The 25,813-nt window shown below is 65.0% G+C and carries 24 protein-coding genes; 12 read left to right on the forward strand and 12 right to left on the reverse strand.

Annotated elements, in window-relative coordinates:
- Position 1: 1 nt before the first annotated feature.
- The gene (locus tag RS899_RS13670) at positions 2–493 is read right to left on the reverse strand and encodes a DinB family protein (protein ID WP_315810224.1); all 492 of its coding nucleotides are present in this window, start codon (positions 491–493) and stop codon (positions 2–4) included.
- Positions 494–599: 106 nt separating this feature from the next.
- Between RS899_RS13670 and RS899_RS13675 the strand changes: the two genes are divergently transcribed.
- Entirely contained in the window at positions 600–1,442 is an 843-nt protein-coding gene (locus RS899_RS13675; RefSeq protein ID WP_054908911.1) for a LysR family transcriptional regulator, read from the forward strand.
- Between the two features lie 3 nt (positions 1,443–1,445).
- Here the strand turns inward: RS899_RS13675 and RS899_RS13680 are convergent, their stop codons facing one another.
- From RS899_RS13680 to RS899_RS13690, 3 genes are all read right to left on the reverse strand, one after another.
- Positions 1,446–1,571 carry a hypothetical protein gene (locus tag RS899_RS13680; RefSeq protein WP_256233810.1) on the reverse strand — a complete coding sequence of 42 codons (126 nt, stop codon included), beginning with the start codon at positions 1,569–1,571 and terminating at the stop codon, positions 1,446–1,448.
- Between the two features lie 100 nt (positions 1,572–1,671).
- Positions 1,672–2,595: a 2-hydroxyacid dehydrogenase gene (locus RS899_RS13685; protein ID WP_233297723.1), complete on the reverse strand. Its 924-nt coding sequence runs from the start codon at positions 2,593–2,595 to the stop codon at positions 1,672–1,674.
- Positions 2,596–2,711: 116 nt separating this feature from the next.
- Complete coding sequence (locus RS899_RS13690; protein ID WP_315810225.1) at positions 2,712–3,734, reverse strand: GlxA family transcriptional regulator; 1,023 nt, start codon at positions 3,732–3,734, stop codon at positions 2,712–2,714.
- 457 nt (positions 3,735–4,191) lie between these two features.
- Between RS899_RS13690 and RS899_RS13695 the strand changes: the two genes are divergently transcribed.
- Positions 4,192–4,716 (forward strand): phospholipase D family protein, encoded by a 525-nt coding sequence (locus RS899_RS13695; RefSeq protein WP_233297725.1) that lies wholly within the window; start codon positions 4,192–4,194, stop codon positions 4,714–4,716.
- Positions 4,717–4,840: 124 nt separating this feature from the next.
- Here RS899_RS13695 and RS899_RS13700 read toward each other — a convergent pair whose 3' ends face one another.
- Complete coding sequence (locus RS899_RS13700; RefSeq protein ID WP_315810226.1) at positions 4,841–5,500, reverse strand: hypothetical protein; 660 nt, start codon at positions 5,498–5,500, stop codon at positions 4,841–4,843.
- Positions 5,501–6,057: 557 nt separating this feature from the next.
- Here RS899_RS13700 and RS899_RS13705 point away from each other — a divergent pair.
- From RS899_RS13705 to RS899_RS13730, 6 genes are all read left to right on the forward strand, one after another.
- Positions 6,058–6,966: an alpha/beta hydrolase gene (locus RS899_RS13705; protein ID WP_315810227.1), complete on the forward strand. Its 909-nt coding sequence runs from the start codon at positions 6,058–6,060 to the stop codon at positions 6,964–6,966.
- 225 nt (positions 6,967–7,191) lie between these two features.
- Entirely contained in the window at positions 7,192–7,779 is a 588-nt protein-coding gene (locus RS899_RS13710; protein WP_315810228.1) for a hypothetical protein, read from the forward strand.
- Positions 7,776–8,171, forward strand: a complete 396-nt coding sequence (locus tag RS899_RS13715; protein WP_045214467.1) for a hypothetical protein — start codon at positions 7,776–7,778, stop codon at positions 8,169–8,171. Before RS899_RS13710 ends, RS899_RS13715 begins: the two co-directional genes overlap by 4 nt.
- Before the next feature lie 34 nt (positions 8,172–8,205).
- Complete coding sequence (locus tag RS899_RS13720; RefSeq protein WP_169938349.1) at positions 8,206–8,505, forward strand: hypothetical protein; 300 nt, start codon at positions 8,206–8,208, stop codon at positions 8,503–8,505.
- 94 nt (positions 8,506–8,599) lie between these two features.
- Positions 8,600–9,118: a hypothetical protein gene (locus RS899_RS13725; protein ID WP_315810229.1), complete on the forward strand. Its 519-nt coding sequence runs from the start codon at positions 8,600–8,602 to the stop codon at positions 9,116–9,118.
- Between the two features lie 112 nt (positions 9,119–9,230).
- Positions 9,231–9,707 carry a hypothetical protein gene (locus RS899_RS13730; protein ID WP_315810230.1) on the forward strand — a complete coding sequence of 159 codons (477 nt, stop codon included), beginning with the start codon at positions 9,231–9,233 and terminating at the stop codon, positions 9,705–9,707.
- 46 nt (positions 9,708–9,753) lie between these two features.
- Here the strand turns inward: RS899_RS13730 and RS899_RS13735 are convergent, their stop codons facing one another.
- Together RS899_RS13735 and RS899_RS13740 are read right to left on the reverse strand one after the other, a co-directional pair.
- Entirely contained in the window at positions 9,754–10,680 is a 927-nt protein-coding gene (locus tag RS899_RS13735; protein WP_054908899.1) for a cation diffusion facilitator family transporter, read from the reverse strand.
- A gap of 190 nt (positions 10,681–10,870) precedes the next feature.
- Complete coding sequence (locus RS899_RS13740; RefSeq protein WP_084357579.1) at positions 10,871–11,770, reverse strand: LysR family transcriptional regulator; 900 nt, start codon at positions 11,768–11,770, stop codon at positions 10,871–10,873.
- Between the two features lie 105 nt (positions 11,771–11,875).
- Here RS899_RS13740 and RS899_RS13745 point away from each other — a divergent pair, with 105 nt between their 5' ends.
- Positions 11,876–12,850, forward strand: coding sequence for a DMT family transporter (locus tag RS899_RS13745; RefSeq protein ID WP_315810231.1), 975 nt, complete (start codon positions 11,876–11,878; stop codon positions 12,848–12,850).
- Positions 12,851–12,938: 88 nt separating this feature from the next.
- Here RS899_RS13745 and RS899_RS13750 read toward each other — a convergent pair whose 3' ends face one another.
- On the reverse strand, positions 12,939–14,426 hold the full coding sequence (locus tag RS899_RS13750; protein ID WP_054908897.1) for a TolC family protein: 1,488 nt from the start codon (positions 14,424–14,426) through the stop codon (positions 12,939–12,941).
- Positions 14,427–14,488: 62 nt separating this feature from the next.
- Positions 14,489–21,595 (reverse strand): DUF4347 domain-containing protein, encoded by a 7,107-nt coding sequence (locus RS899_RS13755; protein ID WP_315810232.1) that lies wholly within the window; start codon positions 21,593–21,595, stop codon positions 14,489–14,491.
- A gap of 347 nt (positions 21,596–21,942) precedes the next feature.
- Here RS899_RS13755 and RS899_RS13760 point away from each other — a divergent pair, with 347 nt between their 5' ends.
- Positions 21,943–22,530, forward strand: coding sequence for a phage tail protein (locus tag RS899_RS13760; protein ID WP_233297733.1), 588 nt, complete (start codon positions 21,943–21,945; stop codon positions 22,528–22,530).
- Positions 22,531–22,548: 18 nt separating this feature from the next.
- On the forward strand, positions 22,549–23,121 hold the full coding sequence (locus RS899_RS13765) for a phage tail protein (RefSeq protein ID WP_054908894.1): 573 nt from the start codon (positions 22,549–22,551) through the stop codon (positions 23,119–23,121).
- A gap of 23 nt (positions 23,122–23,144) precedes the next feature.
- On the opposite strand, the gene RS899_RS13770 is transcribed toward RS899_RS13765, so the two are convergent.
- Positions 23,145–23,447, reverse strand: coding sequence for a DUF6916 family protein (locus RS899_RS13770; RefSeq protein ID WP_315810233.1), 303 nt, complete (start codon positions 23,445–23,447; stop codon positions 23,145–23,147).
- 101 nt (positions 23,448–23,548) lie between these two features.
- Here RS899_RS13770 and RS899_RS13775 point away from each other — a divergent pair, with 101 nt between their 5' ends.
- Positions 23,549–24,040, forward strand: coding sequence for a GNAT family N-acetyltransferase (locus tag RS899_RS13775; RefSeq protein ID WP_315810234.1), 492 nt, complete (start codon positions 23,549–23,551; stop codon positions 24,038–24,040).
- Here the strand turns inward: RS899_RS13775 and RS899_RS13780 are convergent.
- Positions 24,028–25,008 carry a sulfotransferase family protein gene (locus RS899_RS13780; RefSeq protein WP_315810235.1) on the reverse strand — a complete coding sequence of 327 codons (981 nt, stop codon included), beginning with the start codon at positions 25,006–25,008 and terminating at the stop codon, positions 24,028–24,030. The two genes, RS899_RS13775 and RS899_RS13780, sit on opposite strands and share 13 nt — an antisense overlap.
- The gene (locus RS899_RS13785; RefSeq protein WP_315810236.1) at positions 24,996–25,796 is read right to left on the reverse strand and encodes an aspartyl/asparaginyl beta-hydroxylase domain-containing protein; all 801 of its coding nucleotides are present in this window, start codon (positions 25,794–25,796) and stop codon (positions 24,996–24,998) included. Before RS899_RS13785 ends, RS899_RS13780 begins: the two co-directional genes overlap by 13 nt.
- Between the last annotated feature and the right edge of the window lie 17 nt (positions 25,797–25,813).

Consider the following 25,813-nt stretch of genomic DNA (forward strand, 5'->3'; position numbering starts at 1 on the left):
CTCAGCTCTCGCGGCGCTCCGGTTGCGTGGCGTGCACGAACACCGTGTAGGTGTCAGCCGGGTGCGCCACGCCGGCCTGGTCCAGTGCGCGGGCGATGGAGCCGCGGTGGTAGGTCGCGTGGTTGAGGATGTGGAAGAACATCTCCTCGCGGGTCAGGCTGCCGCTGCGGCCGTCGGTGAAGCGGAAGTGAATGACTTCACGCCCCTGCTCCGGGGTCAGCGCGGCGAGCTGCTCGACGTACCACTGGCCGGAGGTCAGCAGGCGCTCGCGCAGCTCGTCGTAACCGGGCACCACCTGGGTATTGGTGGCCGGGTGCGGGTCCGTTTCGCCCTTCAGCCGTGCGCGGAACAGGTCCTCGACGATGGCCATGTGGTTGAGTTGCTGGAGCGCGAAGGCATGCTCCTCGGGGAAACGCCCGGCGTCGATCTGGGCGATGGCGTCCAGCGCCCGAAGGTCCGACCAGCACTTGTAGGCGAAGGCCTGGGTCAGCATCGCGATTCCTCGTCAGTGGCGAAGGCGGCACTGTAGCGCATCCGGGGCTTGGGTTGTGTCGGCCCAGCTGCCAGACTGGCGATAGCCCCCAGGACGATTCGCTGCCATGAAAACCCCCGATATAGAAGCCATCCGCGCCTTCCTGCTGGTCGCCGACCTGAAGAGCTTCACCCGCGCCGCCGAGGTCGCCGGCACCACCCAGGCGGCGATCAGCCTGAAGATCAAGCGCCTGGAAGAATCCCTCGGCCGCGCGCTGCTGGAGCGCACACCGCGCCGCGTTACCCTGTCCGCCCAGGGCTCGGTGTTCATTGCCAGCGCCCGCCGCCTGCTGCAGAGCTACGACGACACCTTGCGCTGCTTCGACGCGCCGCGCCGTACCCTGCGCATCGGCGTAAGCCATCACATCCTCGGGGCGGACCTGAGCCACTGGCTCCAGCGTCTGGCGCAAGCCGATCCGGAGGTGATCGTCGCCTTCAGCCTGGGCACTTCGCGGCAGATGCTGGAGAGCTACGAGGAAGGCGCGCTGGATATCGCACTGATCCTGCGCCACGACAACCGCCGCCAGGACGGCGAGGTGATCGGCAGTGAACGCTTCGGCTGGATGGCCGCCGAGTCGTTCGAACTGGACGATGGTGCACCACTGCCGCTGGCGATCCAGCCGGCGCCCTGCGGCATGCGCAGCATGGTCAGCAGCGCGCTGCAGGGGCAGAACCGCAACTGGAGCGAAGCCTTCGTCGGCTCGGGAATTCTGGCCATCGGTGCGGCGGTGTCGGCTGGTATCGGCATTGGCGCCATGGTCGAGCGCATGGCGCCGGCGGGCTGCGTCGATGTACGCGAACGCTTCGGCCTGCCTGAATTGCCACCCCGCGACGTGGTGCTCTATTGCGCCCATCGCGATGCTCAGACGCGCGCGCTGATCGGCGCACTGAGCCAGGCCATCACTGCCTGAACCTTAGTGCAGGAGCACGCCCAGCCGCGCCAGGAACAGCGCCAGGGCGACGATCAGCGAGCCGCAGAGGGCGACGGCAGCGAAGTGGATGAAGGCGAAGTCACGAGCTTGCAGCGGTTCCTGGTCCATGAACGGCACTTCCTGAACGACGGTTGGGAGCCGCCAGTATCGAAAGTGCCGGCCACGGTAAACAGCGCACGCCGGCTATTTCAGCGATAAGCGAAACGCCTCAGTAGCCCGCCTGGCGATCCACGGTGTGCAGCAATTCGCTGCCTTGCAGATCCCGCAGGATGTTCTTCGCCACCACCGCCGCGCCGCCTTCCACCTGCATGGTGCTGGCGATGTGCGGAGTGACCCACACCCGCGCGTGCGACCACAGCGGATGCCCTTCGGGCAGCGGCTCCTGCTGGAATACGTCGAGAATCGCCGCGCCGACCTGCCCCGCGTCCAGTGCCGCGACCAGGTCGGCCTCCACCACATGTTCGCCCCGGCCGACGTTGATCAGTCCGGCGCCCCTGGGCAGTTGCGCCAGCGTCTCGCGGTTGAGGATGCCGCGGGTGCTGTCGGTCAGCGGCAGCAGGTTGACCAGGATGTCGCACTGGGACAGGAAGCTTGCGAGCTCCCCGGGGCCGGTGTAGGTCTTCACTCCGTCGATGTTTCGCTCCGAGCGGTTCCAGCCCAGCAGCTGGAATTTCAGGTGGCGCAGTTGCGCAAGGCATGCCTGGCCCAACTGGCCGAGGCCCATCACGCCGACCCGGCTGGTCGAGGCCGGGAGGATGCTCAGCGGCTCCCACACCTGCGCCGCCTGCGCGGCGCGGTAGGCCGGCATCTCGCGATGCAGCGCCAGCGCGGACATCACCACGAACTCGGCCATGATGTCCGCCAGGGACTCGTCGACCATGCGCACCAGTGCCACCGATTCGGGAATCTTCGACAGGTCGAACTGGTCCACCCCGGCGCCGGCCGCGAACAGCACGCGCAGGCTGGTGTAACGCTCGATATCGGCGACCGCCTTCCAGGTCAGCAGGTAGGTGACACGCGCCGGGTCGACCGCCTCGAAGCCTTCGACGAACTCCAGGTCCGGCACCTGGGCGGCCAGCAGGGCCCGCCATTTTTCCGCGTGTTCGGGTTCGGCGTTGTAAAGAAAGATCACGTCCTGTTCCTCACTCTTGTTCTCTGCACGTCCGGCCAGTTAACCAGCCGACCTGCGCGAGGAACACCACCGACAAGATACTGCGGGCACGCAGACTGACTCGTCGGGCGCCTGCGTTACTTGGCGGAACGCACGCAACCGAAGCGCACTTCCTTCGACGGCGAATGGCCGAAGAACGAGGTGTAGCACTTGCTGAAATGGCTGGGCGAAACGAAACCGCAGGCCAACGCCACCTCCACCAGCGACAGGTCCGAATGCTGCAGCAGGCGGCGGCTTTCCGTGATGCGCAGCTCCAGGTAATAGCGCACCGGCGAGGTGCCCAGCTGCTCCTGGAACAGGCGCTCCAGTTGGCGCTTGGAACGCCCTACGCACTCGGAAAGCTGATCCGTGCTCAGCGGCTCCTCGATGTTCGCACTCATCAGGTTGAGTACGTCGCGCAGCGGCTGGGTCATCTTCTCGTGCAATGCCGGGCGGGTGCGGCGGTAACGGGATTCCTCGAAGGCGAGGATATCGACGATGCCCTCCACCAGCTCGCGCCCGTGCAGGTTGTGGATCCACTCCAGCACCAGGTTGAAGGCACCGGTCGGGCTGCCGGCGGTCAGGCGATTGCGGTCGAGGATATAACTCTCGGCGGTGACCACACTGTTGCGCGCAACCTCTGCCAGCGAAGCGCGATTTTCCGGGTGCACCGCGCATTGGTGACCATCCAGCAGGCCAGCCTTGCCGAGGAACCAGGCGCCATTCCACAGGCCGGCCAGAGCGATGCCGCGCTCGTCGGCGAGCTGCAGCAGGCGGCTGAGGCCGGGCATGTCCTTGAGCGGCGTGCGCAGGCCGCCGCAAACCACCAGCAGATCCATGTCCAGGTACCTGCCTTCCAGCGCCGCCGCCGGACAGATCACCAACCCGAGGTCGCTGGTCACCGCCTCGCCATCGAGGCTGTAGGTGCGCGTGGCAAAGGCGCCTTCGCGAATCAGGTTGGCGGTGACCAGGGTATCCAGCGCCTGGGTGAAGGCCGGCAGCGAGAAGTTCTCCAGCAACACGAAACCGACTTTGCGCTGCCGCTGCGGCTCGCCTTTGCGGTCATCGACAAAGCGCAGGTTCTGCCCCTGCATCGACTCGCTGAACTGCCGTCTTTCCACTGCTGCGTACCTTTGCGAATTGCTGTTGGCAGAGGCAATCAACTGCGCGCCCCGATCCGGAGCCGGCCCTGCCTCCCGTGGATGCGGATTATACAAACGCCCCTGCGCACAGCCATCGCTTCCTTACTCAAGAGCCAGGCACGCCCGCAACCGCAACGGCAGGCGCCCTGCTCTGCACGCTGCCATCTGCTTCGCCCCAGGGCGCTTCAGTCGGAACTCTCATGTCCGTTTCAGGCTGATCACTGCCGCAGGTGATAGGCAGTCGTCGATTCACAGCGGAAGTTCCAGGACAGTCGTTGTTCTGCTATGCAGCGAAGACGGCTGCTTGATGGCTAGCTTGCCGAAGGTATTCTTCAGCGTGCAGTGAAGCTGCGCCAGGTGGCATGAGGGGCGCCGAGGATATCCGTTCAGTATCCAGTCCGTGCAACATAAAGCCTTTCCGGGCCAGGTGCGCAACATGTACAAGATTCGCGCCATCGCGTCGATATTGCTGCTTGGCATTGCTTTGCCATCCTGGGGAGAGCCGTCCGTGCAGGTTGGTTTTTCTCCTGAAGGCTCGGCACGGGTGTTGGTCCTGAAAACAATCGGCAGTGCGCAGGAAAGCATCCAGATGCTCGCATACGCGTTCCAAGCGGAAGACATCGCCCAGGCGCTGGTTGACGCTGCCAAGCGCGGCGTCAGGGTGCAAGTGGTGATCGACAAGCGACGAAACCTGGGCACGGCCAGCAGAAAGGCCATGGACCTGGTGGTTCGCAATGGCGTCGCGCTTCGCACCAACGACCATTTTCACCTCCACCACGACAAAACCATCATCGTCGATGGAGCGACGGTCGAGACAGGGTCATTCAACTTTGCCCCCTCGGCCGAAATGACCAACTCCGAGAATGTTGTGGTCATCAAGGGGATGCCGGAAGTCGCCCGGCAATACATCGAGCACTGGCAATCGCGCTGGGACCTTGGCGAGCCGTACCCGGCGAAGTGAGCGGGCGCAGATAGCACGATTGCTGCCGTTGCTGAGGGCAGCTACCGACCCTTTTCTGCCATCCGCCACGCCTAAAAAACTGCTACCACCAGCCATTTCGACGTCTGTAAACGAGAGCTTTAGATCATTGAATTTCTGGAATTGCCATGAATGGGCCGCCTGCACCCATCTGAATTTCGATACGGTGGCGGAGGTACTGATCTGTATGTCTCCGAGCAATTGCAATTGCTTCGGAAATTAGCTGGCGGTCTTCAATTGAATAGGCAGATGTATCAAGGTTCAGCAGCGGAGCTATGCGTTGCCGGACCGTCAAGTCTTCGTTGCGTACGAATTCACGGAGGAGTGCGCTGCGAATTAATGCATTCAGTGAGGTAATGTCTTCGTCGAGTGGGTTTCCTCGCGCCCAGTAAAAAGCGCTTGCGACTCCCGCCTTTTCTTCGTTTGATCCGGTCTCTAGATACCGCAATAGTCTCTGGTTTACCTCTCTGTCGCCCCATGAACGTATGCATGGTTCGATATACAGCCGATTACGAGAGGGATCGTGCTCCGTCACCGCCGCGTGCAGAAAAGGAGCGAGGAGTCGTTTTGGCACTGGCTGCCTCTTGAAAACCAGTGCGACAAATACCTTTTGCTTCGGGTGTGCCAGCGACTTTGCGAGCCATTGCCAGTCTTCAGAAGTATTCGTATGGACACGCTTGCGCGCAGCCTCCATCCGCAAATGGGCGTCTGATTCAGGCTTTCCAATTGCCTCCTGCCAACCATTAAAGTGCTCGGTCCATTCCATGTGCGCGCAACCTGTTAACTAATAGACACACCGTAGATTGAAAGCCATTTCTGCCTGATCCCTTTCGGCATCCGGCCAATCATAGCCACTGATTAGTCATCATTTCATCCACCGGTAGCCTCTGGCCGATTGCTGCCCGTAGCAAATGGGCGCCAACACCGCCACTAGGTCGCAGCCACTGGCTGCATCGCTCCAGGCAGCTGCCCGCCAGAACGGACCTACCTGCACAGGTGAGCGTGTACGCAGCGATGCGTTATGCGTAAGGCTGTGGCCCGCTTTCTCGACTCACCTCGGCGCAGACGCCTCTTCTGACGGTCCATAGCCAAAGCTGTGGCGTCGATGGGCATGGCGAGTGTGTAGACGAACAGTCCCGGAGTGACACCGAGGATCATTTTCTCCGAGCCCTGGCGCTACCAGGGAGACGAGGCCGGTGCGGGGAACAGTGGTCTCCCCCTCGGGAGCCGTACCTTGCGGTACAGCCGTGCGGCAGTGCCGGTCCGTGTATCCATCGCAAACCGAACTACGCTCCTCCAGTCGACACTCCTGGAGAGATCACGATGATCCGTACCCTGCTGACCGCGTCCCTGCTGGTGACCTTGAGCGTTCCGGCCCAGGCGGGGATAGCCGCCTTCCCCTCCTCCTTTCGCACCCAGGAGGTCGCCGTAGAGGGCGCGACCATCCACGTGCGCGTCGGCGGAACCGGGCCGGCGGTGGTGCTGCTGCACGGATTCGGCGATACCGGCGACATGTGGGCGCCACTGGCCACGGACCTGGCCAAGGACCACACCGTCGTCGTGCCGGACCTGCGTGGCATGGGCTTGTCGTCGATTCCGGCCAGCGGCTACGAGAAGAAGACCCAGGCCGCAGATGTGCGGGCGGTACTCGCTTCGTTGGGCATCGAGCACTCGGTGGTCATCGGCCATGACATCGGCACCATGGTGGCCTATGCCTATGCGGCACGTTATCCGCAGCGAACCGAGCGCCTGGTGGTGATGGACGCTCCCGTCCCCGGCATCGCGCCGTGGAATGAGATCGTCCGCTCGCCGATGCTCTGGCACTTCGACTTCGGCGGCCCCGATATGGAACGGCTGGTAGCGGGACGCGAGCGCATTTACCTGGACCGTTTCTGGAACGAGTTCGCCGGCGATCCGCGCAAGGTGGACGAAGCGACCCGCCAGCACTATGCCAAGCTCTACGCCCGTCCCGGCGCGATGCATGCCGCCTTTGCCCAGTTCCGCAGCATTCGCCAGGACGCGGTGGACAACGAGGCGTCGAACAAGACGCGGCTGACGATGCCGGTGCTCGCCGTCGGCGGTGAAAAATCCTTCGGCGCCAACGAGGCCATCGTCATGCGCAATGCTGCCGACAATGTCACCGAAGTGGTGGTGCCGGGTGCCGGGCACTGGCTGATGGAAGAGGCGCCAGCCCCGACAATCCAGGCCATTCGCCAATTCATTTCGCCTTGAGATCCACGCCATGAAGGGCCCGGCATCAAGCGCCTGATGCCGCACGTTTCAGCGGCCCCAAGCCTTCCCCATCAGCGCATGGTCAACAAAGAAAGTTCGCTGCCGCTCGTCACAGAAATCCGATAGGAAGGTTGACCCTCCCCTACTGCGCCACTAGATTCCTACCCTTCTTTCGCCGGGGTGCGCTGTGCCCCGGCGATCACAACGGCAAAGGAATGTCCGCTCATGTTCAAGCCCCTCAGGCCCTGGCTGCCTGCCCAGCTGCTTTGCAGCCCGCTCGCCGCACAAGCGGAAGGTCCCTCTGGCGATTTCTGGCTGATTCACCAGCAAGGCAGCCTCTACAAGAACGAAATCTTCGTCATCGATGGCGACCCCGCCAACATCTACGACCGCAAGAACGGCGTGCGCTCGCTGGGCGTCTATCAGTTCTACGAGGAAGGTGCCAAGCCGACCTTTACCGCCTATGACGTCGAGGTCGACTGCGCGAAGAATCGCGTGCGCCTCAACGGCGCGCAGAACTACGACAAGTTCTACAACGACATCCGTCCGAAGAAGGTCTCCAAGGAATGGCAGAAGAAGCCTGAGGCGTGGATCGCCCAGAGCCGCGACTTCCTCTGCAAGCCGGATGCCCACGTCGAGCAGAAGATGTACCCGCTGGGCAAGATGCCCATGACGCAGCTGGTCTCGGCCGCCCCTGGCCTGTTCCAACTGCAGAACCGTGAGCACGCCAAGAACCTGATCCTGCAGATGGTCGACAAGGGCTTCGAGCAGATGCCGGTCAAGAACGCACCGGCCAAGGAGGGCGTGCAATGAAAGGACTACTGGCACTCGGGATGATCGCCATCCTGCTCGGCGGCTGCTCCGCCATTCCTACCCTGCCCGAAGCGCAGGCCCGCAGCTACTGGAAGGGCCGCCCGGCCGGCGACGCCATCGACCACTTCGGTGCGCCCAGCGATATTGGCCTTGCGCCGGAGAACGACTGGGTCGTGCTGATCTACCGCCGCGATACTTCCTACGTCTCGCGTGAAGCGCTCGGCACCTACACCGGCCCGCAGAACGGCCAATTGGTGCATACCGAGTACTGGGGCGACGTGGTCCACTCCGCCAGCTGTGAAATCCGTGTCGCCATCAATCGCGCCCGGCAGGTGGACTACCTGCTGACCCGCGGCAATTGCGGCGGCATCGCGCTGAAGCCGGAAGCCTGAGCCCAGGCTTCCCCATCAAGGAGGATACGAAACCATGCCAAGCATGAACTACCTGGCGAAAGCGGCATTTCCGTTGCTCGGTCTCCTGGCCATCAGCTCGCAGGCTTCTGCCGAAGAGGTCAAGGTGACGGAGTTGCTGCGCAGCGGCTATGAAGTGAAGGCGGCCTACGTGGCGCCGGGGCGAGTCACCCAGATCCACTTCCTGATCCTGCAGAAAGGCACGTCGGTCTACCAGTGCGGCAGCTACGAAAGCAGCGCGCCCATGCAGCGCTACTACGACTATTCCAACACTTACTCCTGCTCGCAGATCGGGGACTGGGTGCCCAGGAACTGAACGGCTTTCACCCTCAGCCTGTGCTCCTGCGAAGGTCGGCATCCTCGATGCCGGCCGGCCCCCGCGCTCCAACCGTCACACGGATTTTTCTGCGATGAAATTGCACCTGTTGCCCGCCAGCCTGTTGCTGGCCTGCGCCGTCTCCCACGCCGCCGAGCAAGCGCCTGTTCCCAAGCCCCTGGAAGAACAGGTCGGCCGCCTGGTCGAGCTGTACAAGGACAGCTTCGCCACGGGTTACCCCGAGGCCACCCGGGTGCAGACCCTGAAGGCCGGCAACGGCAGCGAGCTGACCCTGGCGGTATTCACCGTCGAAGGCTTCGACATGGGTAACAACTACAACCAGTACCTCGCGGTCTTTGCCTCCACCCCGAACGAGGAAGGCCAGGAGCACTACAGCCTGCTGGATGCCATGCAGATCGGCGGCGGTGGCTGGCGCTCGATCGAGGCACTCAATGCCAGGCTGGTCAGCGACCCCACGGGCCAGCGCACGCTGATCGATATCCCGGTGATGGAAAACACCGACGACGATTCACCGAACTTCCCTAGCCGCGCCGGTGTGATCCACCTGTCCCTGGAAGGCTCGCAGACGCCTCGACTGGTGGAACACAACTGACACCGCCGCAAGGTCGTACCAGGCCTGATACCAAGTCGATAACAAGCCACGCTAAATTTCGCTGCGCGGCGGCCGCCACTGTCGGATAACCATCCTCAGCGGAAGCCTCGCCATGACCACCATCAGCGCCGTCAGCGCCACCAACGTTCGCTATTCCACTGCCTCGACTTCCTCCGCCTCGACCGTTGCAGCGAGCGGCGAAGACAGCACCGCCACTGACACCACCAGCACCGGCCAGACTTCGGCAAGTGCTTCTGCACAAGGCGCGAGCGGAGCGGCAGGTGCCGGTGGCGCCGCGGCAAGCGGCGGCTCGGACAGCAACTCCGACACCACCCTGGAAAAACTCAAGCAGGCCATGGAGCAGGCGCAGAAGGAACTGGAAGAAGCCGAGCAGGAGCTTGCCAAGGCCAGCCAGGGCGGCGGCCAGACCGAGGAAGAAAAGCAGGCCCAGCAGATCGCCGCCCAGGCTGCACAAGCGCGTGTGTCGTCCGCCTCGGCGGCCGTGGCAGCGGCTACCGCCGCCTATTCGCAAGCGCTGACCGAATCCGGCAGCGGCACCAGCGGCACGTCGGTGAATACCACGGCCTGAGGCCGGCAAACCAACGGGCTGGCGCGCTCGCGCAGCCCGGTCAGGCTCAGCGGGTCCAGAGCGGGTCGGTGGTGAAGGCGATGGTCAGCCAGCGGTTCGGGCCCTCGCCGCCGATGGCCTCGCCGATCTCGTCACGCAGTCGGTCCCACTCGTCCAGGGTCTGCGCCGGCCAGCCCGGCGGGACGATGAAGTACAGCTCGATCTGCTGTGCCCGCCCGACCTTGGCGACATAGGCCTGGTACGCCAGGAAGCCGTGCTGCGCGACGATCTGCGCGGCCACCTCGTCGACGTGCTGCTTCAGCTCCGGCGGGGTGACCAGCAGGATGTCCTTGAGCGCCTGGCGAATGGTCAGGAACGGAATCGGCAGGATCACCAGGCAGATCAGCGCCAGCACCGCCGGGTCGACATACGGGCCGATCTGCGCGTAACCGCTCACGGTCGCCAGGTCGCCGACCAGGAAGGCGATCAGCAAGGCCAGGGAAATGCTGCCGGACATCACCCAGGACTTGGCATCGAGGGCGACGAAGTCCGAGCCGATGCGCCGGTTGGCGCGGAACTGCACCGCCGCCAGGGCGAAGCAGACCAGGGTGGCGACCGCCGCATAAAGAATGGCGAAGCCGAACTCCAGCGCATGGCCGCCGCTGAGCAGCCGGCCGATGGCGTTGATCAGCGCATACAGCGTCACGCCGCAGAGCAGCGTGCCATTGAGTGCCAGCACCATCGGCTCCAGGTGCCAGAAGCCCATGTTGAAGCGTTCGGCCAGGCGCCGGCTGGCGTCGCCCTCGGTGGTGTGGCGGCGGATCAGTGTCGCCACCATCAGCGCCAGGCCGCTCATGCTGGCATCGGCCAGCGAGTAGACACCATCGAAGACGATGGAAAAGGATCCCGAAAGCAGGCCGACGACAATACCGAAACCGGCCAACAGCACGGTCACGATGATGGAAAGCCGCAGGATGCCCTGTTCTGTTTTCATTGCTGGCGTGCTCCTCGCGCCTCGATGGTTGCGTCGCCGGAAGCCGGCCTGGCCGGCCCTGGCGGTTTCGCTGGGGGGCGCGACTATACGCCAGGGGCCTGGCCACGGCCATTGGCGCCCCGGCAATGTGCCCATGCAACGTCGCAAGGGGTCGGCGCCACCATGTCCTCCGGGGCAGCGCAGCCTCGATCTAGGGCGGCGTTGCCCCTTCGTTCATCAGGTAGGTCACCAATTGCCGGGCGTGGGACGACAGGGCATCCCAGTCGGCAACGCAAAGACGCAGCTCGCGGGTGGCCCAGGGGTCCGCGAGGGCCACCAGCGTCGTCGGCAATTCCTGCGCCAGCCGCGTCGCGGCAGCCTCCGGCAACATGGCTACGCCCACTCGCTGGGCGACCAGTTGGGCGATGGCATCGAAGCTCGGCGCGCGCACGCGCACCTTGAGCGGCAGCGCATTGCGTACCGCCATCGCCTCGACAAAGCGTTGCATGGCGCGCTCGGCCGGCAGGCAGACGAAGGGAAAGCTCAACGCGTCGCGCAGGCTGGGCAGGTGCTGGCTGGCCAGCGGGTGGTCCCGCGGCACCAGCAGCACCAGCTTGTCATTGCGGAACGGCAGCGACAGCAGGCCCGCGGTGGGCAGGTTGCCGTCGTACACGCCGATGTCGATCGAGCCGTCCCGCACCGCGAGCAACACGTCCTTGCTGTTCTGCTCGATCAGTTGCAGGTCCACCTCCGGATAATCCGCCAGGAAGGGCCCCAGCGCAGTGGGCAGGAAGGTGCTGTTGGCGACGGTGGACGCCGCCAGGCGCAAGGTGATGCGCCGTTCACCGCCCAGCTCCTGCAGGGTGTCCTTGAGCTGCCGCGCCTCCTTCAGTACGCGCTGGCTGGCCTCCAGCACCAGGCGACCGGTCGGCGTCAACGTCATGCCGTCGCTGTGCCGGGCGAACAGGGCAAGCCCGCAGCGCTCTTCGAACTGGCGCAGCCGGTTGCTCGCCGCCGAGACCGCCACGGGCACCGAGGCCGCTGCCTTGCTCAGGCTGCCGGTACTGGCGATGGCGGCGATCAGCCGCAGATCGGCAAGATCGAAATGCACTTCGCGTTCTCCATGGATGAAAGCAATCTTCGCCAATCCAGCATTCTAGCGGCCCAGCCTTCTCCCTAGAATAATGCCTTTACCCTGCCCTGCGTTCCCGCCGACATGAACAATCTGACTTCCCTGTACCAGCGCAGCCTGCACAACGGCGTGTTCTTCGCCGTGCTGTCCGCCACCGGCTTCAGCCTCAAGGCGGTTTTCGTCAAGCTCTCCTATGCGGCCGCGTCCGTGGATGCGATCACGGTGCTGGCCATCCGCATGGGGCTGGCGCTGCCGCTGTTCCTCTGGCTGCTGTGGTTCAGCCGGGGGCCGCAACAGGCACGGCTCTCCCTGCCCGACGGCGTACGCATCCTGCTGCTCGGGCTGGTCGGCTATTACCTGTCGAGCCTGTTCGACTTCTACGGCCTGGAGTACATCAGCGCAGGTCTGGAGCGGTTGGTCCTGTTCACCTATCCGACACTGGTCCTGCTGCTGCAGATGGCCATGACCCGCGAACGCCCGAGCTCGCGCACCCTTGCAGCGATGGGCCTGTGCTACCTCGGCCTGGGCATAGCCCTGGTGCACGACATCAAGATGGAAGGCAGCGGCGGGCAGATCCTGCTGGGCGCCGTCTGGGTCTTCGCCAGCGCCGTGGCCTACGCGGTGTACTACATCGGCACCGCCGCGGTGATCCAGCGTGTCGGCTCGATGCGCCTGGCCGCGCTGGCCGGCATCGCCTCGTCGGTGATGGTACTGGGGCACTACGCGGTGACCGGCGACGCACAGCAGCTGGCAACCCTGCCAGGCTCGGTGTGGCTCTACGGCGCCCTGATGGCACTGATCTCCACCGTGCTGCCGATCTACTGGATGGCGCTGGCCATCCAGCGCATGGGCGCCACCCACGCGGCGGCGTTCGGCAACCTGGGGCCGGTACTCACCGTGTTCGCCTCCTGGGCCCTGCTGGGCGAGGCGATCTCGATCTACCAACTGGCCGGCCTGGCACTGGTGTTGTTCGGAGTGTCGCGGTTGTCCGGTGGCAAGGCGGCTGCACCTCAACCTGCGCCGAAACAGCAGGCCGAGGACTGCAAGGCAGCGGGTTGAGCGTATCCGCTGCCGCCCTGCGCGCGGACACCATGGCTTCGTGCACCGGTACGCCATTCACCTGGCGCACCAGTGCCTCACCCGCGTCTTACTGCACGTTGCCGCTATCGAGCTGGTGTTCCTTCTCGGCCAGGCCATTGGCCAGCGTGCTCAGCTTCGTGTCCGGAGCATTGCTGGGCAGCGGGTCGACGCCGGCCGAGGCGAACACCTGTCCGTAGCTGTTGCGCAGCTCGGCATAGGCCAGGTCGCGACGCAGGTCCGCCTGCAGGGCGTTGAGCTCGCCCTGGATCAGGTCCAGTTCACCGATGCCCTGCGCCTGGTGGCGGTTGCGTAACTGGCCGACGATCTGGTTATCCAGGCTGGCCAGTTCCTGCGTGGTGACGAACTGGCGGCGCGCCTCGTTGTAGTTGGCGTTGGCCACGTAGAGCTGCGCCAGAACGGCCATCGACATGGCCTGGCGACGCGCCACGTTGACGTCTTCGCCGGCCTTGGCAACATCGATGGCTGCCGGGGCGGACAGGACGTTGAACAGGTTCCAGGTGACCTTCACGCCGTAGTCGGCCCAGCGGTTGTTGACCAGGAAGCTGTTGGAGTCGTAGTGCCCGCCAGCAGAGAATTCCAGGCCTGGCAGCAGGCGCAGCATGGCCTTGCGGGTTTCCGCGGCGCTGATACGCGCCTGGTAGTCCTGCTCGCGCAGTTCCGGGCGGCTGGCCAGGGCCTGCTGCTCCAGCTGCTCGATGCCCACTTTCAACTCCGGCACGTCGTAGCCTTCCGGCGCTGCCAGGGTCAGGTCGGTGCCCAGCGGCAGGTTGATCAGCGTGGCCAGTTCGGTCTTGGCCAGGGACAGCGCGCGGCGCTGCTCTTCCAGCTGGCGGCTGGCTTCGATCAGGGCGCGCTGGTAGCCCAGTGCCTGGACCGGATCGCCAATGCGCTGCTGGCTCATCTGCTGGCTGTCCTTGCGCGCACTGTCGACCCGCGCCATCAGCGCATCGATGCGATCCAGCAGGCGTTGCGCGGCGACGGCACGCCAATAGGCCGAGCGCACGTCCTGGATGATGGTTTGCACCACCTTGCGCCGGCGCTCCTGGACGATCAGGCGCTGGTCGGCCTGCTGCTTGGCGCTGACGTAGCTGACGCCGAAGTCCAGCACGTTCCACACCATGGTGAGGTCGGCGACATCGCGGTCACGATCCTGCGAGGTGGAAGGTTCCAGCGACTGGGTGTTGGTCAGCACGCTCTGGCTGCTGGACGCGCTCTGGTTGTTGCGCCCGGCGTAGCCCGCTTCGAGCGCCATACGCGGCAGCATGTCGAAGGTCGCGAGGTCGAGCTGCCGGCGCGACAGCGCCTCTTCCATCACCTTCAGGCGCGACTCGAGGTTGTACTTCACCGCGCGGGCCATGGCCTCGTGCAGGGTCAGCGGGCCACTGAGCGGCTCCTGATCCTTGAACATCGCCCGCAGGTCGTCGCGGGCACGTTGCTCGCTGACGCTGCGGTCGATGGGTTGTGTAGTAACGGCGCAGCCTGACACGGCAAGTGCCAACAAGCTGATCCCTAGCAAAGTCGTGTGTTTTTTCATCCCTGGCCGTCCCCCTGGTTACGGCTTCGTTCTTGTGCTTGTTGTGCTTTTGGATGTGCTGATCAGGATGCGTCGCGGCCCTGGGCAACCTGCCCCAGCGCCCAGGCCAGCTCACGCACCGGTTGTTGTTCGGATTCGTGGATCTGATGCAACTGCTGCGCCAGGCTCGGTGCACCGAAGATGCCACGGATGCCCTGGTCGATATCACCGCTACGGCGGTCGAAGGCCTTGAGCGGCGTGTTCTCGTCGACGCCGTTGCGATCGAAGATGCCCGCCAGCGTGCTGCTGCCGAATACCCCGGCATCGCCGCCGCCGAAGCCGAGGAAGCCCTTGCCACTGCCATCGCCGAACGACGAACTGCCGAAGGCCTGGGCGATGAAGCTCTGCGACAGCCCGCCGTTCTGCACGAAGATATTGCCCAGCGGCGGCAGGCCACCGGCACCTTCGTTCTGGAACAGCGAGGGCGGGAGCACCGGCGAAGTGCCCTGCGGCGTGACCAGCACAGGCACGTTGGGCTGCAACGGCGTCGGCGACGGCGTAGCCGGTACGCTCGGCGTGGTGATGCGGAACTGCGGATCGCCATCGGACAGCGAGCCGATCACGTAACTGTCGCCGCGCAGGGAATTGCCCAGGGCATTGCCGGCGGCATCATTGATGCCGCCGGCGTTGACCGTCAGGCCCAGGCTGCCCTGCCCGCTCACGCTGCCGACAGTCACGCGGTAGATGCGTGCGTCCAGTTGCACGACCGAGACGATACTGCCGCTGGCCGAGTTGCTGGTCACCAGGGAGAAATCGCCGGCATCGACGCCGCTGACGTCCTCGTCGAAGGTCACCAGGAAATTCACCGTGCTCGCGCCGGTGGGTGACGGGTCCAGGCGCACGATTCCGGTCGCCGTGGGCGCGCGGGTGTCCACCAGCACGCCGTGGCTGTCGCCGACGCCGTTCAGGGATGGATTCAGCGCATTGCCGGTGGCGTCGCGCAGGGAGCCGCCATTCGCGGAAAGCCCGCTGACCTGGATACCGTCGGCGTCGTTGTCGCCAGCCTGGACGGTGTAGCGGAACACCAGGCTGGTGCTGCCAGAGCCACTGACGTAGTCGGCATAGACGGTGCGCCCGCCCATGTCGATCGCCAGCTTCGGCGAGCCATCCACCACCACGGCCTCGCTGGTCTGCACCACGAACTCGAGGGTGCTGCCCGCATTGTTCAGTGCGCCCGGCGGCACGCTGACCGCGGTGATGGTCGGCGCATCGCGGTCGACGCTGTACACCGCGCCGGCCAGGCCGCCGCTCAATGGGTTGCCCGCTGCGTCGACAATGCCGGTGGCGCTGCCGTTGAGGTTCAGGCCCAACGTGCCCGTCCCCGAGATGCCACTGACGGTAATCTGGTAAGTGCGCGCGTCGATCTGCTGCAGGCCGCTCAGGCTGCCGGCGGCAGTACCGCTGCCGACCAGGGTGAAATCACCCAGGTCGACGCCACTGACGTTCTCGCTGAAGGTCACGGTGTAACGCACGCTGCCGGCATTGGTCGGCGACGGATCGAGGGTGACGATGGCGCTGGGGGTCGGTGCGACGGTATCGACGATAACGTCACTGGTGCCGCCCACATTGTTGAGCGTCAGGTTCATGTCGTTGCCGGCGACATCGCGCAGGGTGGCGCCGTTGGCCGACAGAGCGCCCACGCTGATGCCGTCGGCGTCGTTGTCACCCGCCTGGACGGTGTACTGGAACACCAGCGTCGAAGTACCGGAGCCGGCGACCAGATCGGCGAATACCGTGTGGCCGCCGATATCCAGGGCCAGCCGCGGGACACCGTTGACCACAACCGCCTCGCTGGTGTTGACCACGAAGGTCAGGGTATCGCCGGCATTGTAGGGAACGCCGACCGGCACACTGACGCTGCTGACCGTGGGCACCACGGCATCGACCAGCACGCCACTGGTGCTCGCCACGCTGTTGAGGCCATTGACGATGTTGTTGCCGGCAGCGTCGCGCATCGTACCGCCGTTGGCCTGGATGGACGAGCCGAGGGTGATGCCGTTGGCGTCCAGCTGACCGCTGGCCACCACCAGGCGGAACACCAGGGCACTGCCGCCGCTGCCACTGACGTATTGCGCAAAGACGGTGCCGCCGCTGTCCAGGGTCACGGCGATGCGCGGCGTACCGCCACTGCTGTCGACGATGACGTTCTCGTTGAAGTTCACCGTGAAATCGAGGTTCTGCCCCGCCACGTAGGTACCGTTGGCCGGCACGCCGACGCTGGTGACCGTGGGCGCCACGCCATCGATCACGATATCGCTGCGACCACCGAGGGAGTCCGCGCCGCCGATGGTGGGCAACGTCAGGATCGCCAGGTCGTTGTTGGCGTTGGCCAGTACCGCGCCATTGAGTCGCAATGCCGTGGTGCTCTGGGCGTCGAGATCGGCGCTGCGGTCTCCGGCCTGCACGATGTACTGGAACGTCAGGATGTTGCTGCCCGAGCCGCTGATATAGACCGCCTCGCGATCGACCAGGCCGGTTTCCAGCAACAGGCTGGGGACGCCACCACTGGTGTTGACGAACACCGAGCGGTCGAACTGGACCTGTACCACAATCAGGTCGCCCACCTTGTAGGTGCCATCCGGATTGCCGGCGCTGACACTGACGATACGCGGGTTGGGCTGCTCCACCGTGATCAGGATGAAGTCACTGTCGGTCTGGCTGCCGCCGCTTCCGGACTGCCCCAGGTCGTTGCTGACGATCTGCAGCGAGGCCGGGCCGTTGTAGCCGGCCGTAGGGCTGAAGCTCATGCCGGCCAGAGCATGGTTGATATCGGCGAGACTTCCATCGAAGGTGACGGTGCTGTCAGCGGAACCACTGCCGACGCTGAACGCCAGGCCGGTGACGCTGCCCAGGGTGATCGTCCCGTTGACGGCGGTGAGTGTCACCCGCATGGTTCCACTGCCCACATCCACGTCCGAAATGGAAATCGGGTTGCCGCTGCCGACGCCGAAGAACAGCGTCTGGCCACCGAGCACCGACTGGCTTCCCGGTACGCTGTTCACCGGGGCGTCGTTCACCGGGCTGATGGCCAGGTTGAAGGTGCTCGACGCATACATGTTGCCGCCCATACCGGTATTGCCAAGGTCATCGAGCCTGACCGTCACGGTAACAGTGCCCGATGCATTGGCCGCCGAAAGGTAGCTCACCGCGCCGCTGGCGACGAAAGCGTTGATATCCGCCAGGGTGCCGCTGAGCACCAGGTGGTTGCTGCCCGAGCCCGTCAGCGTCACGCCGCCTGCCGCCAACGCGCTGAAGGTGCCTTTGTCGGGCAGTACGCTGAAACTTGCCTCGACCTGTCCGGAGCCGGCGTCGATATCGCTGAAACTGATACCGGTCAGCACCAGGGGCACGTCCTCGCTGGCGTTCACCGGGGACGACGGCACCACGGGAAGGTTCGGGGCGTCGTTCACCCCTTCGACGTGCAGCGTCAGGCTGCCGCTGCTGGTCTGCGCCGGGCCACCGCTGTTGCCCAGGTCACTCACGCGGACGTCGAGGCTGACGTCGCCGAAGTAATTCGGCGACGGCATGTAGGTCAGGTTGTTGCCGGCAAGGTAGGCGTTGATGTCCGCGACCCGCCCGGTAAGGATCACGCTGTACATCGCCGTGCCGACGGCGACGGTGCCGCTGACCGCCGCGTTCAGGGTGCCGTAGCCGGCAGGCAGAGTGAAGGTGACCTGGACGTTGCCGGTGCCCGCGTCGACGTCGGAAACGCTGATGCCGGTAATACTGCCCGCGCTATCTTCAATGAGGTTGATCACCGAGGGCAGACTGAGCTGCGGAGAGTCGTTGGCAGCCGTCACCGTCACCGTGCGCGTGGCTGAGGCACTCTCGAGCGAGCCGTCGTTCACGCTGAAGCTGATGCTGCGGGTGGAGGTGTTCGGGGTGTCCGAGCTGTTGCTGTAGGTCACCGAGCGCAACGCCGCCTGCCATTGCGCGGCGGTGGCGCCGGCGGCGGAACTCAGGATCATGGTGCCGGTGGTGCTGTCATAGACGCCGACAATGTCGCCCATGGTAGCCGGATTGCTGGTGAAACCGAGCGCATCCTCACCCATCTGGAAATTGCCGGCGATCTGCACCCTGGCGCCCTGCAGCAAAGGCGAGTCGGCGTCGGTCACCATGAGGCCGCTGTCGATCACCACCGGAGTCGAAGCGACGTTAGCGCCTTCGACGAACGCGGCGCTGCCACTGCTGGCGGTGATCAGCGGCGCATCGTTGATCGCTGTAACGGTAATGGAGGCGGTGTCGCTGCCGATGGAGTACGGCGAGCCGCCACCAGCGCCGGATGCATTGGCCTTGGTGCCTTGCAGGCCGGCTGTGATGTCGGTCTGGTCCCAGGCTCTGTAGGTGATGCTTGCGGTGGTGCCATTGATGCCGTCCGGCACGAAGCGCACGCGGTCGACGCTGCGCAGCAGCAGCGCCGAATTGAAGGAGACCACTCCGACGTTCTGCCAGCTGGCGCCGTTGTTCACGCTGAATTGCCAGGTACCGCCAACACCCGAGTTCATGCCGGTGATGGCAATGCCCTGTACCGCGCCAGTATCCACATCGCTGACTTGCCCGCTGATGAAACTGGAAACCGCCTGCCCGACATTGTCCACGTCACTATCGGTCAGCCCGTTGAGCACCGGGCTGGACGGAATCAGCACCGGCGCATCGTTGAGGCTGCTGACGCTGAGCGTTGCCTGCGCAGTGCCCGTCGAGAAAGCCGTGGAGCCACCGTTGGTGCTGGTATCGGCGGTGTGGCGCACGCCATCGACGGAGGCGTTGCCAGCGGTCTGGTCCCAGGCGCGGAAAGTCAGTGCGGCCGTCTCACCGTTGGCGCCATCGGGTATGTAGCGAAGCTGGGTACTGCCCGATAGCAGCAGCGCGCTGGTATTGGACACCGCGCCGACCGTGGTCCAGGTGACGCCATCAGTGGAGTATTGCCAGGTACCCCTACCGGTGCTGCCCGTCAGCGCGATACCGACGGCGGCGGTGTCGCTGTCCTGGTAGCTCATGCCGGCCACCAGGCTGGCGACTGTGACTTCCGAGGAGCTGGTATCTTCATCGGTCCCCACCCAGGTGTAGGGACCACCGGACAGGGTCGGCGCGTCGTTGACTGCGTTGATTGCCACGTCGACGACGGCCATGTTGGAATCCGCGCCAGCGCTGTCGGTGACGATGAAGCTGATCTGCCGGGAGGTGTCGCTACCGCCAAAGGTCGGGTCGTGCGAGCCGGATGAGAAACTGATCGAGCGCAGAGCGGTCTGCAGCGCCGCTGCGTTGCCGGTGCCCGTGATGACCAGGGTGCCGGTCAAGCCGTTGTAGGTCGCGGAGAAGCCGTTCTGGGCGACAAAGTTCAGCGAATCGCCGACGCGCACATCGGTGATGACGACCGTGGCCTTCTGGAAGCTGCTGCCATCGTCCACCAGCGTCAGGCCAGGGTTCAGGATCGAACCGGCACCGTTTTCGGTGTAGCTCACCAGGTTGCTGGCGGGCGACAGCACGGGGGCGTCGTTCACCGCCACCACGCTGAGCGCGACGCTGGCGCTCGCGCTGGTGCCGCCATCGCCGTCGGTGACGGTCACGCTGATGTTGCGCGTCGTCGTACCCGGGTCGAACCCGTTGCTGTTCACATAGGTCAGGTTGCGCACGAGCGCCTGGGCGGCGGCCGCGGTAGCCGCGGAATTGAAGGTGACCACCAGGTTGGTGCCGTTGCTGCCACCGCTGTAAGTGCCGATGACCACGCCGCCGTAGGTGACGTTGGCGCCAGACACGCCGATCTCGCCCGCACCGGAGCCCTGGTTGCGAATACCCAGCACATCCTCCAGCGATTGCCCGCCCGAGGAGATGGCCACGCTCAACTGGCCTCCGTCGAAATTCGCCGAGTCGCTGTCGGTCACCGTGGCCACGCCCGTGGCGTCGATCAGCGTGGCGCTACCGCCCTCGGTGTAGCTGGCGGTCTTGCCATTGAGCCCGCCCAGCACCGGGTCGGCGTTGGGACCCTTGAGGTCGGTCAGGATGACCTGTTGCAGGTCCATGTTGGCAACCGACGTGGAGCCGTTCAGGTTGGTGACCCGCACAGTGAAAGCGCTGATGTCGTTGAACAGTGCACTGTTGATGTCGACGGTCAGCGGACCCTGGGCACCGTTGTAGGTGAAGCTCTGGGTCACCGTGTTCCCGCCGGAGACGGCCGAGAAGTCCAGCCGGTAGTTGCCGCCGAAACTCTGGATCACCATGCCGTCCAGGTCGAACTTGCCAAGGTCGACGTTATCCGCAGTCCAGGTCAACTGATAGTAGTAGTTGGCGCTGCCGTCCTGGGCGACCCCGGTGCTGTAGTAGATCGAGTTCGCCGAGCTGGCGCGGGTGGCCCCGGTGGACTCGCTGAGGGTGAAGCCGTCCACCGTGTTGGCGCCGGTGTTGTTGGTCCAGTAGGTGTTGCCCAGGTTCTGGACTGCCGAAGGCAGCGCCAGCAGGTCGGCATAGTCGGGGCCACCATCGGCAGCCCAGGGTCGGCTCGTCTCGATGTTGCCGGTGTGCGCCTCCAGCGTCCAGTTGCCGCCCAGCGCCGCGGCGCCGGTGCGGTCGGTAGAGGCCGCCACGTCGGCGCGGGTATACGCCGAGAGTTGCTGCAACAGCACCTCGCCGGAGCCCTTGGCCACATCGCAGCCATAGATGAGGATGTCGCCGTTGGCATCCAGGCTGTCGCCAATGGCGGACAGCTCGCCGGCCTTGCTGGCCAGGTTGTTGGCGCTGAGCACGGTATTGCCCAGGTGCACCTCGCCCTCTTCGCCGTGACTGAGGATATGGATAGCGTCGATGCCGCTGCGGCCATTGAGGTACTGGGCGATCTGCTGCAGGCCGTCCTTGTTGCCATCCAGCACCACTACCTCGGTGCCCGGCTTCAGGCTGGCGACCAGTTGCTGGTAGTTGGCGACCTTGCTGTCGACGAACACCACTTCATGGCGTTGGTCGCTGGAGGCGGTGGGAGCAGCAGCGAGGCTGTCGTGGGAAGGCTGATCGGTGGGGGTGCTGTCCTTGCCGGCGGGATGATCCGCGCCCTGGCTGGCGGCGGTATCCGCCACGGTCGCGGCGACCGCGCCGTCGAACATCATCCTGGCTTCGAGACTCATCGCCAGTGGGGAGCGCATGGCGCCGGACTGATGTTTGCGAACGGCCGACGATCCAAACCAATGCCTGAACATATGGCCTCCTCCCTGAGAGCACACCCACACTGCCGTACCGCTCCGGTACAGCGACTGCAAGCTGGCAAATTGTTATTGGAATGATCTCGCCATAATGCCTGAAGGCCATGTGCCGTCAATGGCCAGAATGCCGGAGCATCGGGTATTTCGATCAAAGGATGGGCAGGCAACCGATCGCCCTGCGCTCTGGCGGATTTCGTCTATGTTTCCAGGCGGCCCAGCCGCCAGGGGATTGGTGGCCGGGTCGCGTCTTCCGTGATGAAGCAATAACAACTCAAATTAGGGAAATGATCATGAGTGAACAGTCTTATCTCGGCTCGATCAGCGGCTGGGCCCCGAGCTTCGCACCTCGCGGCTGGATGTTCTGCGCTGGGCAGATCCTCGCCATCCAGCAGAACAGCGCCCTGTTCTCGCTGCTGGGTACCACCTACGGCGGCAACGGCCAGAACACCTTCGGCCTGCCCAACCTGCAGGGGCGCGTCCCCGTCGGCGCGGGTCAGTCGCCGGGCACATCCAACTACCCTCTCGGCGCCATTGGCGGCAACGAGAGTACAACCCTGACCACCGCCCAGATGCCGATACACACCCACACCGCCACCAGCACCATCAGTGCCTCGCTGCCGACCAGCACTGCAGCTGCTACCTCGGCCGCGCCGACCGATACCTTGGTGCTGGCGACAGCCAATGGCCTCTACGGTCGCGATACGGTCGACGTGAAGATCTACGCACCGGCGCCGGGCTCGGTGAACCTGCCGCTGACCAGTTCAGCGACGGTCAACGTCCAGCCGACCGGAGGTTCCCAGCCGTTCTCCATCGTGCAGCCATTCCAGGCAATCAACTACATCATCTGCGTCGCCGGGCTCTTCCCTTCCCGCAACTGACGACTCAAGGAGCATCACATGGATGTCGACAGCTACATAGGCGTCGTCGCACCGTTTGCCGGCAGTTTCGCACCGAAAAACTGGATGACCTGCAATGGCCAGCAGATCCTTATTGCGCAGAACCAGACACTCTACTCGCTGCTGGGCACCGTCTACGGAGGCGACGGTATCAACACCTTCTGCCTGCCCAATCTGGGTGGGCGCGTTGCCATGGGCCAGAGCGCCAACTTGCCGCTGGGCGCTGTAGCCGGGACGGAGCAGATCACCCTGCTCCCAACCAACCTGCCGTACCACACCCACGGCGCCACCGCCGAGGCAACCGTACTGCTGCAGCAGTCCAGCAGCGCGGCCAGCTCCAGCCAGGCGACGGCCAGCGATACGCTGGGGCAGTCGGTGGGCGCCAGTGGGCGTGACACCGTCACGGTGCAGATCTACGGTCCTGCGCCGGGCACGGTGGGGATACCAGTGCAGGCGCAACTTGGCGTGACACTGGCCAATGCCGGCAGCAGCTACCCTACCCCCGTCATGCAGCCCTATCTGGCGCTGACCCAGTGCATCTGCGCCTTCGGCGTATTCCCCAGCCGCAACTGATCGGGACAGCCCGCTACCAGGCCCTAGTTGAACAGGGCCTGGTAGTGGCGCTGGCCGCCGACCGTCGCCGCCAGCGGAGCCAGGTACAACTCGTAGTCGCGCCCGCCCGGGCTGCTCAGGCGATACTGGGCCTCCAGCAGCAGCACACTCATTGGCGTCGTGAAGATCAGCGTAAAGGGCGTGCGAAAACCATTGCCGACCTCGCGACCTTCGATGACGTTGTGCAAGGTCAGCTGGACCGGGTCGGGAACGGTGTGCGCGGTGAACACCTGGCCGAGTTCCGAGCTGAATGCCTGGGCCGTCAGGCCCTGGAGGTCGATGAGCATGAGGTCACTCCCTGATCGTTGAATGGCAAGCTGCGCCCTGCGAAGCCTGGAAACCTGAACCTGCACCTGAATAGACCAAGCCAGGAAAACTACAACAGCCCATGAGCGAGATAAAGACCCGCCCTACCCTGCTTCGCCGCGCCGCCGGCAGCGCCGACGAACCCTGGCTGAAGCGCCTGTTCGCGCAGCTGCGCGGCCTGGATGCGGCGCTGATCGAGGCCTGCCCCGCCCTGCTCGAGCAGCAGTGGCAACTGCAGCAGCGGATCTTCGCCAGCGACTTTCCCGGTGCGCGTACCGAACTGCTCCTGCTCGACGGCGAGCCCATCGGCGTATTGACCATCGACGAAGGCCCGAACAGCCTGCGCATCGTCGAAATAGGCCTGGAGGCCAACCAGCGCGGTCGCGGCATCGGCGAGTGCCTGCTGCGCGAGGTCATCGCCCACGCCGACCGCCAGGGCAAGGCGCTGGAGCTCGCCGTGATGCGCCACAATCCCGCGGTGCGCCTGTACCAGCGCCTGGGCTTCGAGAGCCTGCCGGGTGTGCCGGATGAGGCGCAATGGCAGATGCGCCGCGAGCCCGCTCAATCCGCCTGATCCCTGCGCAACGCCTCCAACTCCCGGTAAGGCGCCCCAGCCCAACGCGCCACGGAGTCGCGCAGCAGCGCCGAAGCGGAGTCGCGTTTGCCCTGGGAGTCCGCCATGAAAGCCTCGCCTGGACGCTTGGCATTGCGCTGGCTGACCGCCATGGCTTGCTCGACCTGCTCATGGGTCAGCCGCAAGCGCTCGCGCAGGCGCCCGGCCAACACCTGCGGCAACTCCTCGTATGCCACCACCAGGCCGCCATGTTCGCGGCATGCCTCTACCGCCAGCGCCAGCAACCGTCCAAGACGACGAGCGATGTACGCCTCTCGCGGCGCTACCGGCTCATCGGCCAGGTTCAGCGGCGACGGGTTCAGTTGGCCGGGAATCATCTGCATGCCCGGCATGTTCAGGTGCGATGCGGCGATCTCCAGCGGATCGCGGTAAAGGAAAATCCATGGCGTATCGGGGAAGCAGCGGCGAATCAGCGGCAGCTCGAATAGATTCCAGGCATCGAGTTTCACCACCAGGTGCTGCGCCGGCGGCCCCGCGCTCTGTGCCAGCGCCGACAGCATCGCGATGACGGCCTGCTCCTGCTTGCCCTCCTCCCAAGCGTGGCGATAGTGACTGCGCAGCAGGCTGTCCAGCGGGCCCGGCTCGGAGAGCACCAGGTGGCTATCGAGCCCCGCGAGCATCTGCGCCAGCAGCGTCGAGCCACAGCGCGAAGCGTGGAAGACCAGCAGGCTCGGCGCGAGGCCGGGGCTCGCGCGCTGCCAATCGAGCAGCTCGGCCAGACCGGTCTCGCGGCGGAACGCCAGGTTGAAGGGCAGGCGCAGAGCCTGCTCCACGTCGTCATGGAAGAAGGGTAGGGTCAGGCGCTGCTCGCCGAACCAGCACCAGTCCAGGCGCCAGCCCTGTGCTTCATGCCAGGCACGGATGGGCCGCCAACCACGAAATTCGAATTCAGGCTTCAGGCTCGCCATTGGTCACTCCAGGCGCGCCGGGCAAGACGCATCGCGGCACGCACTTCGGCGTCGGAAAAGTGCAGGTCGCGGGCGGCGCCCAGTGAAACGACCCGTTCGACAAAGGCCGCGCTATCGGTCAGCTCGCACAGTGCACGGGTGAGCTCCGGCTCCTGCGCCACCTGTTCGCGGAAGCACTCGAACGCCTGGCCTGCCCGGCCAGGACTGAGTCTCGGCGTATTCGCCAGGCCCTGTTCGATGAGGTCCAGCAGCCAGTCGTTGCGCTGGCAGTCGAGCACCAGGTGGATACGCTCGCCTGGCCCTGGATTGTCGACCCGGTGCGGGCGGGCGAGATCGACGAACCAGCATTGCCCCGGGCGCATCGGCACCTGCAGGCCATCGACCAGAAACTCCACGCCGTCCGCGCTCAACAACGGCAGGTGCAGGCGCAGGTCACTGTCGGGCAGCCCCAGGTCAGGGTCGCAATGCTCGTGGATCCGCGAGCCGGCCCCCAGGCGCAGCAGGCGCGCGCTGCGTATTGTCGTGCGAAAGGCACCCAGCGCGGCCTGCCACACCGCGCTGCGCCTGAGCAATTCGCTGACCAGCGGCGCACCCTGCCCCGGAGCCAACGGCAACGGCGCGTCCTCGGGCGTGATCAGCGCCACCCCACTCCAGTCACCTTCGTAGAAATCGCTGTTGAAATGCCGCTGCCAGGCCGCCTCGTCAACGGCAGCCAATGCCTCGAGCAAAGGCTGTAGAGGTATATCCAGCCCAAGCCGGGCACAGCGGGGTAACGATGTCGCATTCATGGAACCATCCTTGCTCC

The organism is Pseudomonas sp. C9-3, from assembly GCF_032392015.1.
Lineage (GTDB): Bacteria > Pseudomonadota > Gammaproteobacteria > Pseudomonadales > Pseudomonadaceae > Pseudomonas > Pseudomonas nitroreducens.

What these genes read in the sequence shown, in the direction of transcription:
- RS899_RS13670 (WP_315810224.1), bottom strand. Translation starts at nt 493, where the DNA reads ATGCTGACCCAGGCCTTCGCCTACAAGTGCTGGTCGGACCTTCGGGCG.
- RS899_RS13770 (WP_315810233.1), bottom strand. Translation starts at nt 23,447, where the DNA reads ATGCTCATCGACCTCCAGGGCCTGACGGCCCAGGCATTCAGCTCGGAA.
- RS899_RS13745 (WP_315810231.1), top strand. Translation starts at nt 11,876, where the DNA reads ATGAACAATCTGACTTCCCTGTACCAGCGCAGCCTGCACAACGGCGTG.
- RS899_RS13725 (WP_315810229.1), top strand. Translation starts at nt 8,600, where the DNA reads ATGAAATTGCACCTGTTGCCCGCCAGCCTGTTGCTGGCCTGCGCCGTC.
- RS899_RS13750 (WP_054908897.1), bottom strand. Translation starts at nt 14,426, where the DNA reads ATGAAAAAACACACGACTTTGCTAGGGATCAGCTTGTTGGCACTTGCC.
- RS899_RS13760 (WP_233297733.1), top strand. Translation starts at nt 21,943, where the DNA reads ATGAGTGAACAGTCTTATCTCGGCTCGATCAGCGGCTGGGCCCCGAGC.
- RS899_RS13730 (WP_315810230.1), top strand. Translation starts at nt 9,231, where the DNA reads ATGACCACCATCAGCGCCGTCAGCGCCACCAACGTTCGCTATTCCACT.
- RS899_RS13680 (WP_256233810.1), bottom strand. Translation starts at nt 1,571, where the DNA reads ATGGACCAGGAACCGCTGCAAGCTCGTGACTTCGCCTTCATCCACTTC.
- RS899_RS13700 (WP_315810226.1), bottom strand. Translation starts at nt 5,500, where the DNA reads ATGGAATGGACCGAGCACTTTAATGGTTGGCAGGAGGCAATTGGAAAG.
- RS899_RS13705 (WP_315810227.1), top strand. Translation starts at nt 6,058, where the DNA reads ATGATCCGTACCCTGCTGACCGCGTCCCTGCTGGTGACCTTGAGCGTT.
- RS899_RS13695 (WP_233297725.1), top strand. Translation starts at nt 4,192, where the DNA reads ATGTACAAGATTCGCGCCATCGCGTCGATATTGCTGCTTGGCATTGCT.
- RS899_RS13785 (WP_315810236.1), bottom strand. Translation starts at nt 25,796, where the DNA reads ATGAATGCGACATCGTTACCCCGCTGTGCCCGGCTTGGGCTGGATATA.
- RS899_RS13715 (WP_045214467.1), top strand. Translation starts at nt 7,776, where the DNA reads ATGAAAGGACTACTGGCACTCGGGATGATCGCCATCCTGCTCGGCGGC.
- RS899_RS13755 (WP_315810232.1), bottom strand. Translation starts at nt 21,595, where the DNA reads ATGCGCTCCCCACTGGCGATGAGTCTCGAAGCCAGGATGATGTTCGAC.
- RS899_RS13720 (WP_169938349.1), top strand. Translation starts at nt 8,206, where the DNA reads ATGCCAAGCATGAACTACCTGGCGAAAGCGGCATTTCCGTTGCTCGGT.
- RS899_RS13675 (WP_054908911.1), top strand. Translation starts at nt 600, where the DNA reads ATGAAAACCCCCGATATAGAAGCCATCCGCGCCTTCCTGCTGGTCGCC.
- RS899_RS13780 (WP_315810235.1), bottom strand. Translation starts at nt 25,008, where the DNA reads ATGGCGAGCCTGAAGCCTGAATTCGAATTTCGTGGTTGGCGGCCCATC.
- RS899_RS13735 (WP_054908899.1), bottom strand. Translation starts at nt 10,680, where the DNA reads ATGAAAACAGAACAGGGCATCCTGCGGCTTTCCATCATCGTGACCGTG.
- RS899_RS13710 (WP_315810228.1), top strand. Translation starts at nt 7,192, where the DNA reads ATGTTCAAGCCCCTCAGGCCCTGGCTGCCTGCCCAGCTGCTTTGCAGC.
- RS899_RS13775 (WP_315810234.1), top strand. Translation starts at nt 23,549, where the DNA reads ATGAGCGAGATAAAGACCCGCCCTACCCTGCTTCGCCGCGCCGCCGGC.
- RS899_RS13765 (WP_054908894.1), top strand. Translation starts at nt 22,549, where the DNA reads ATGGATGTCGACAGCTACATAGGCGTCGTCGCACCGTTTGCCGGCAGT.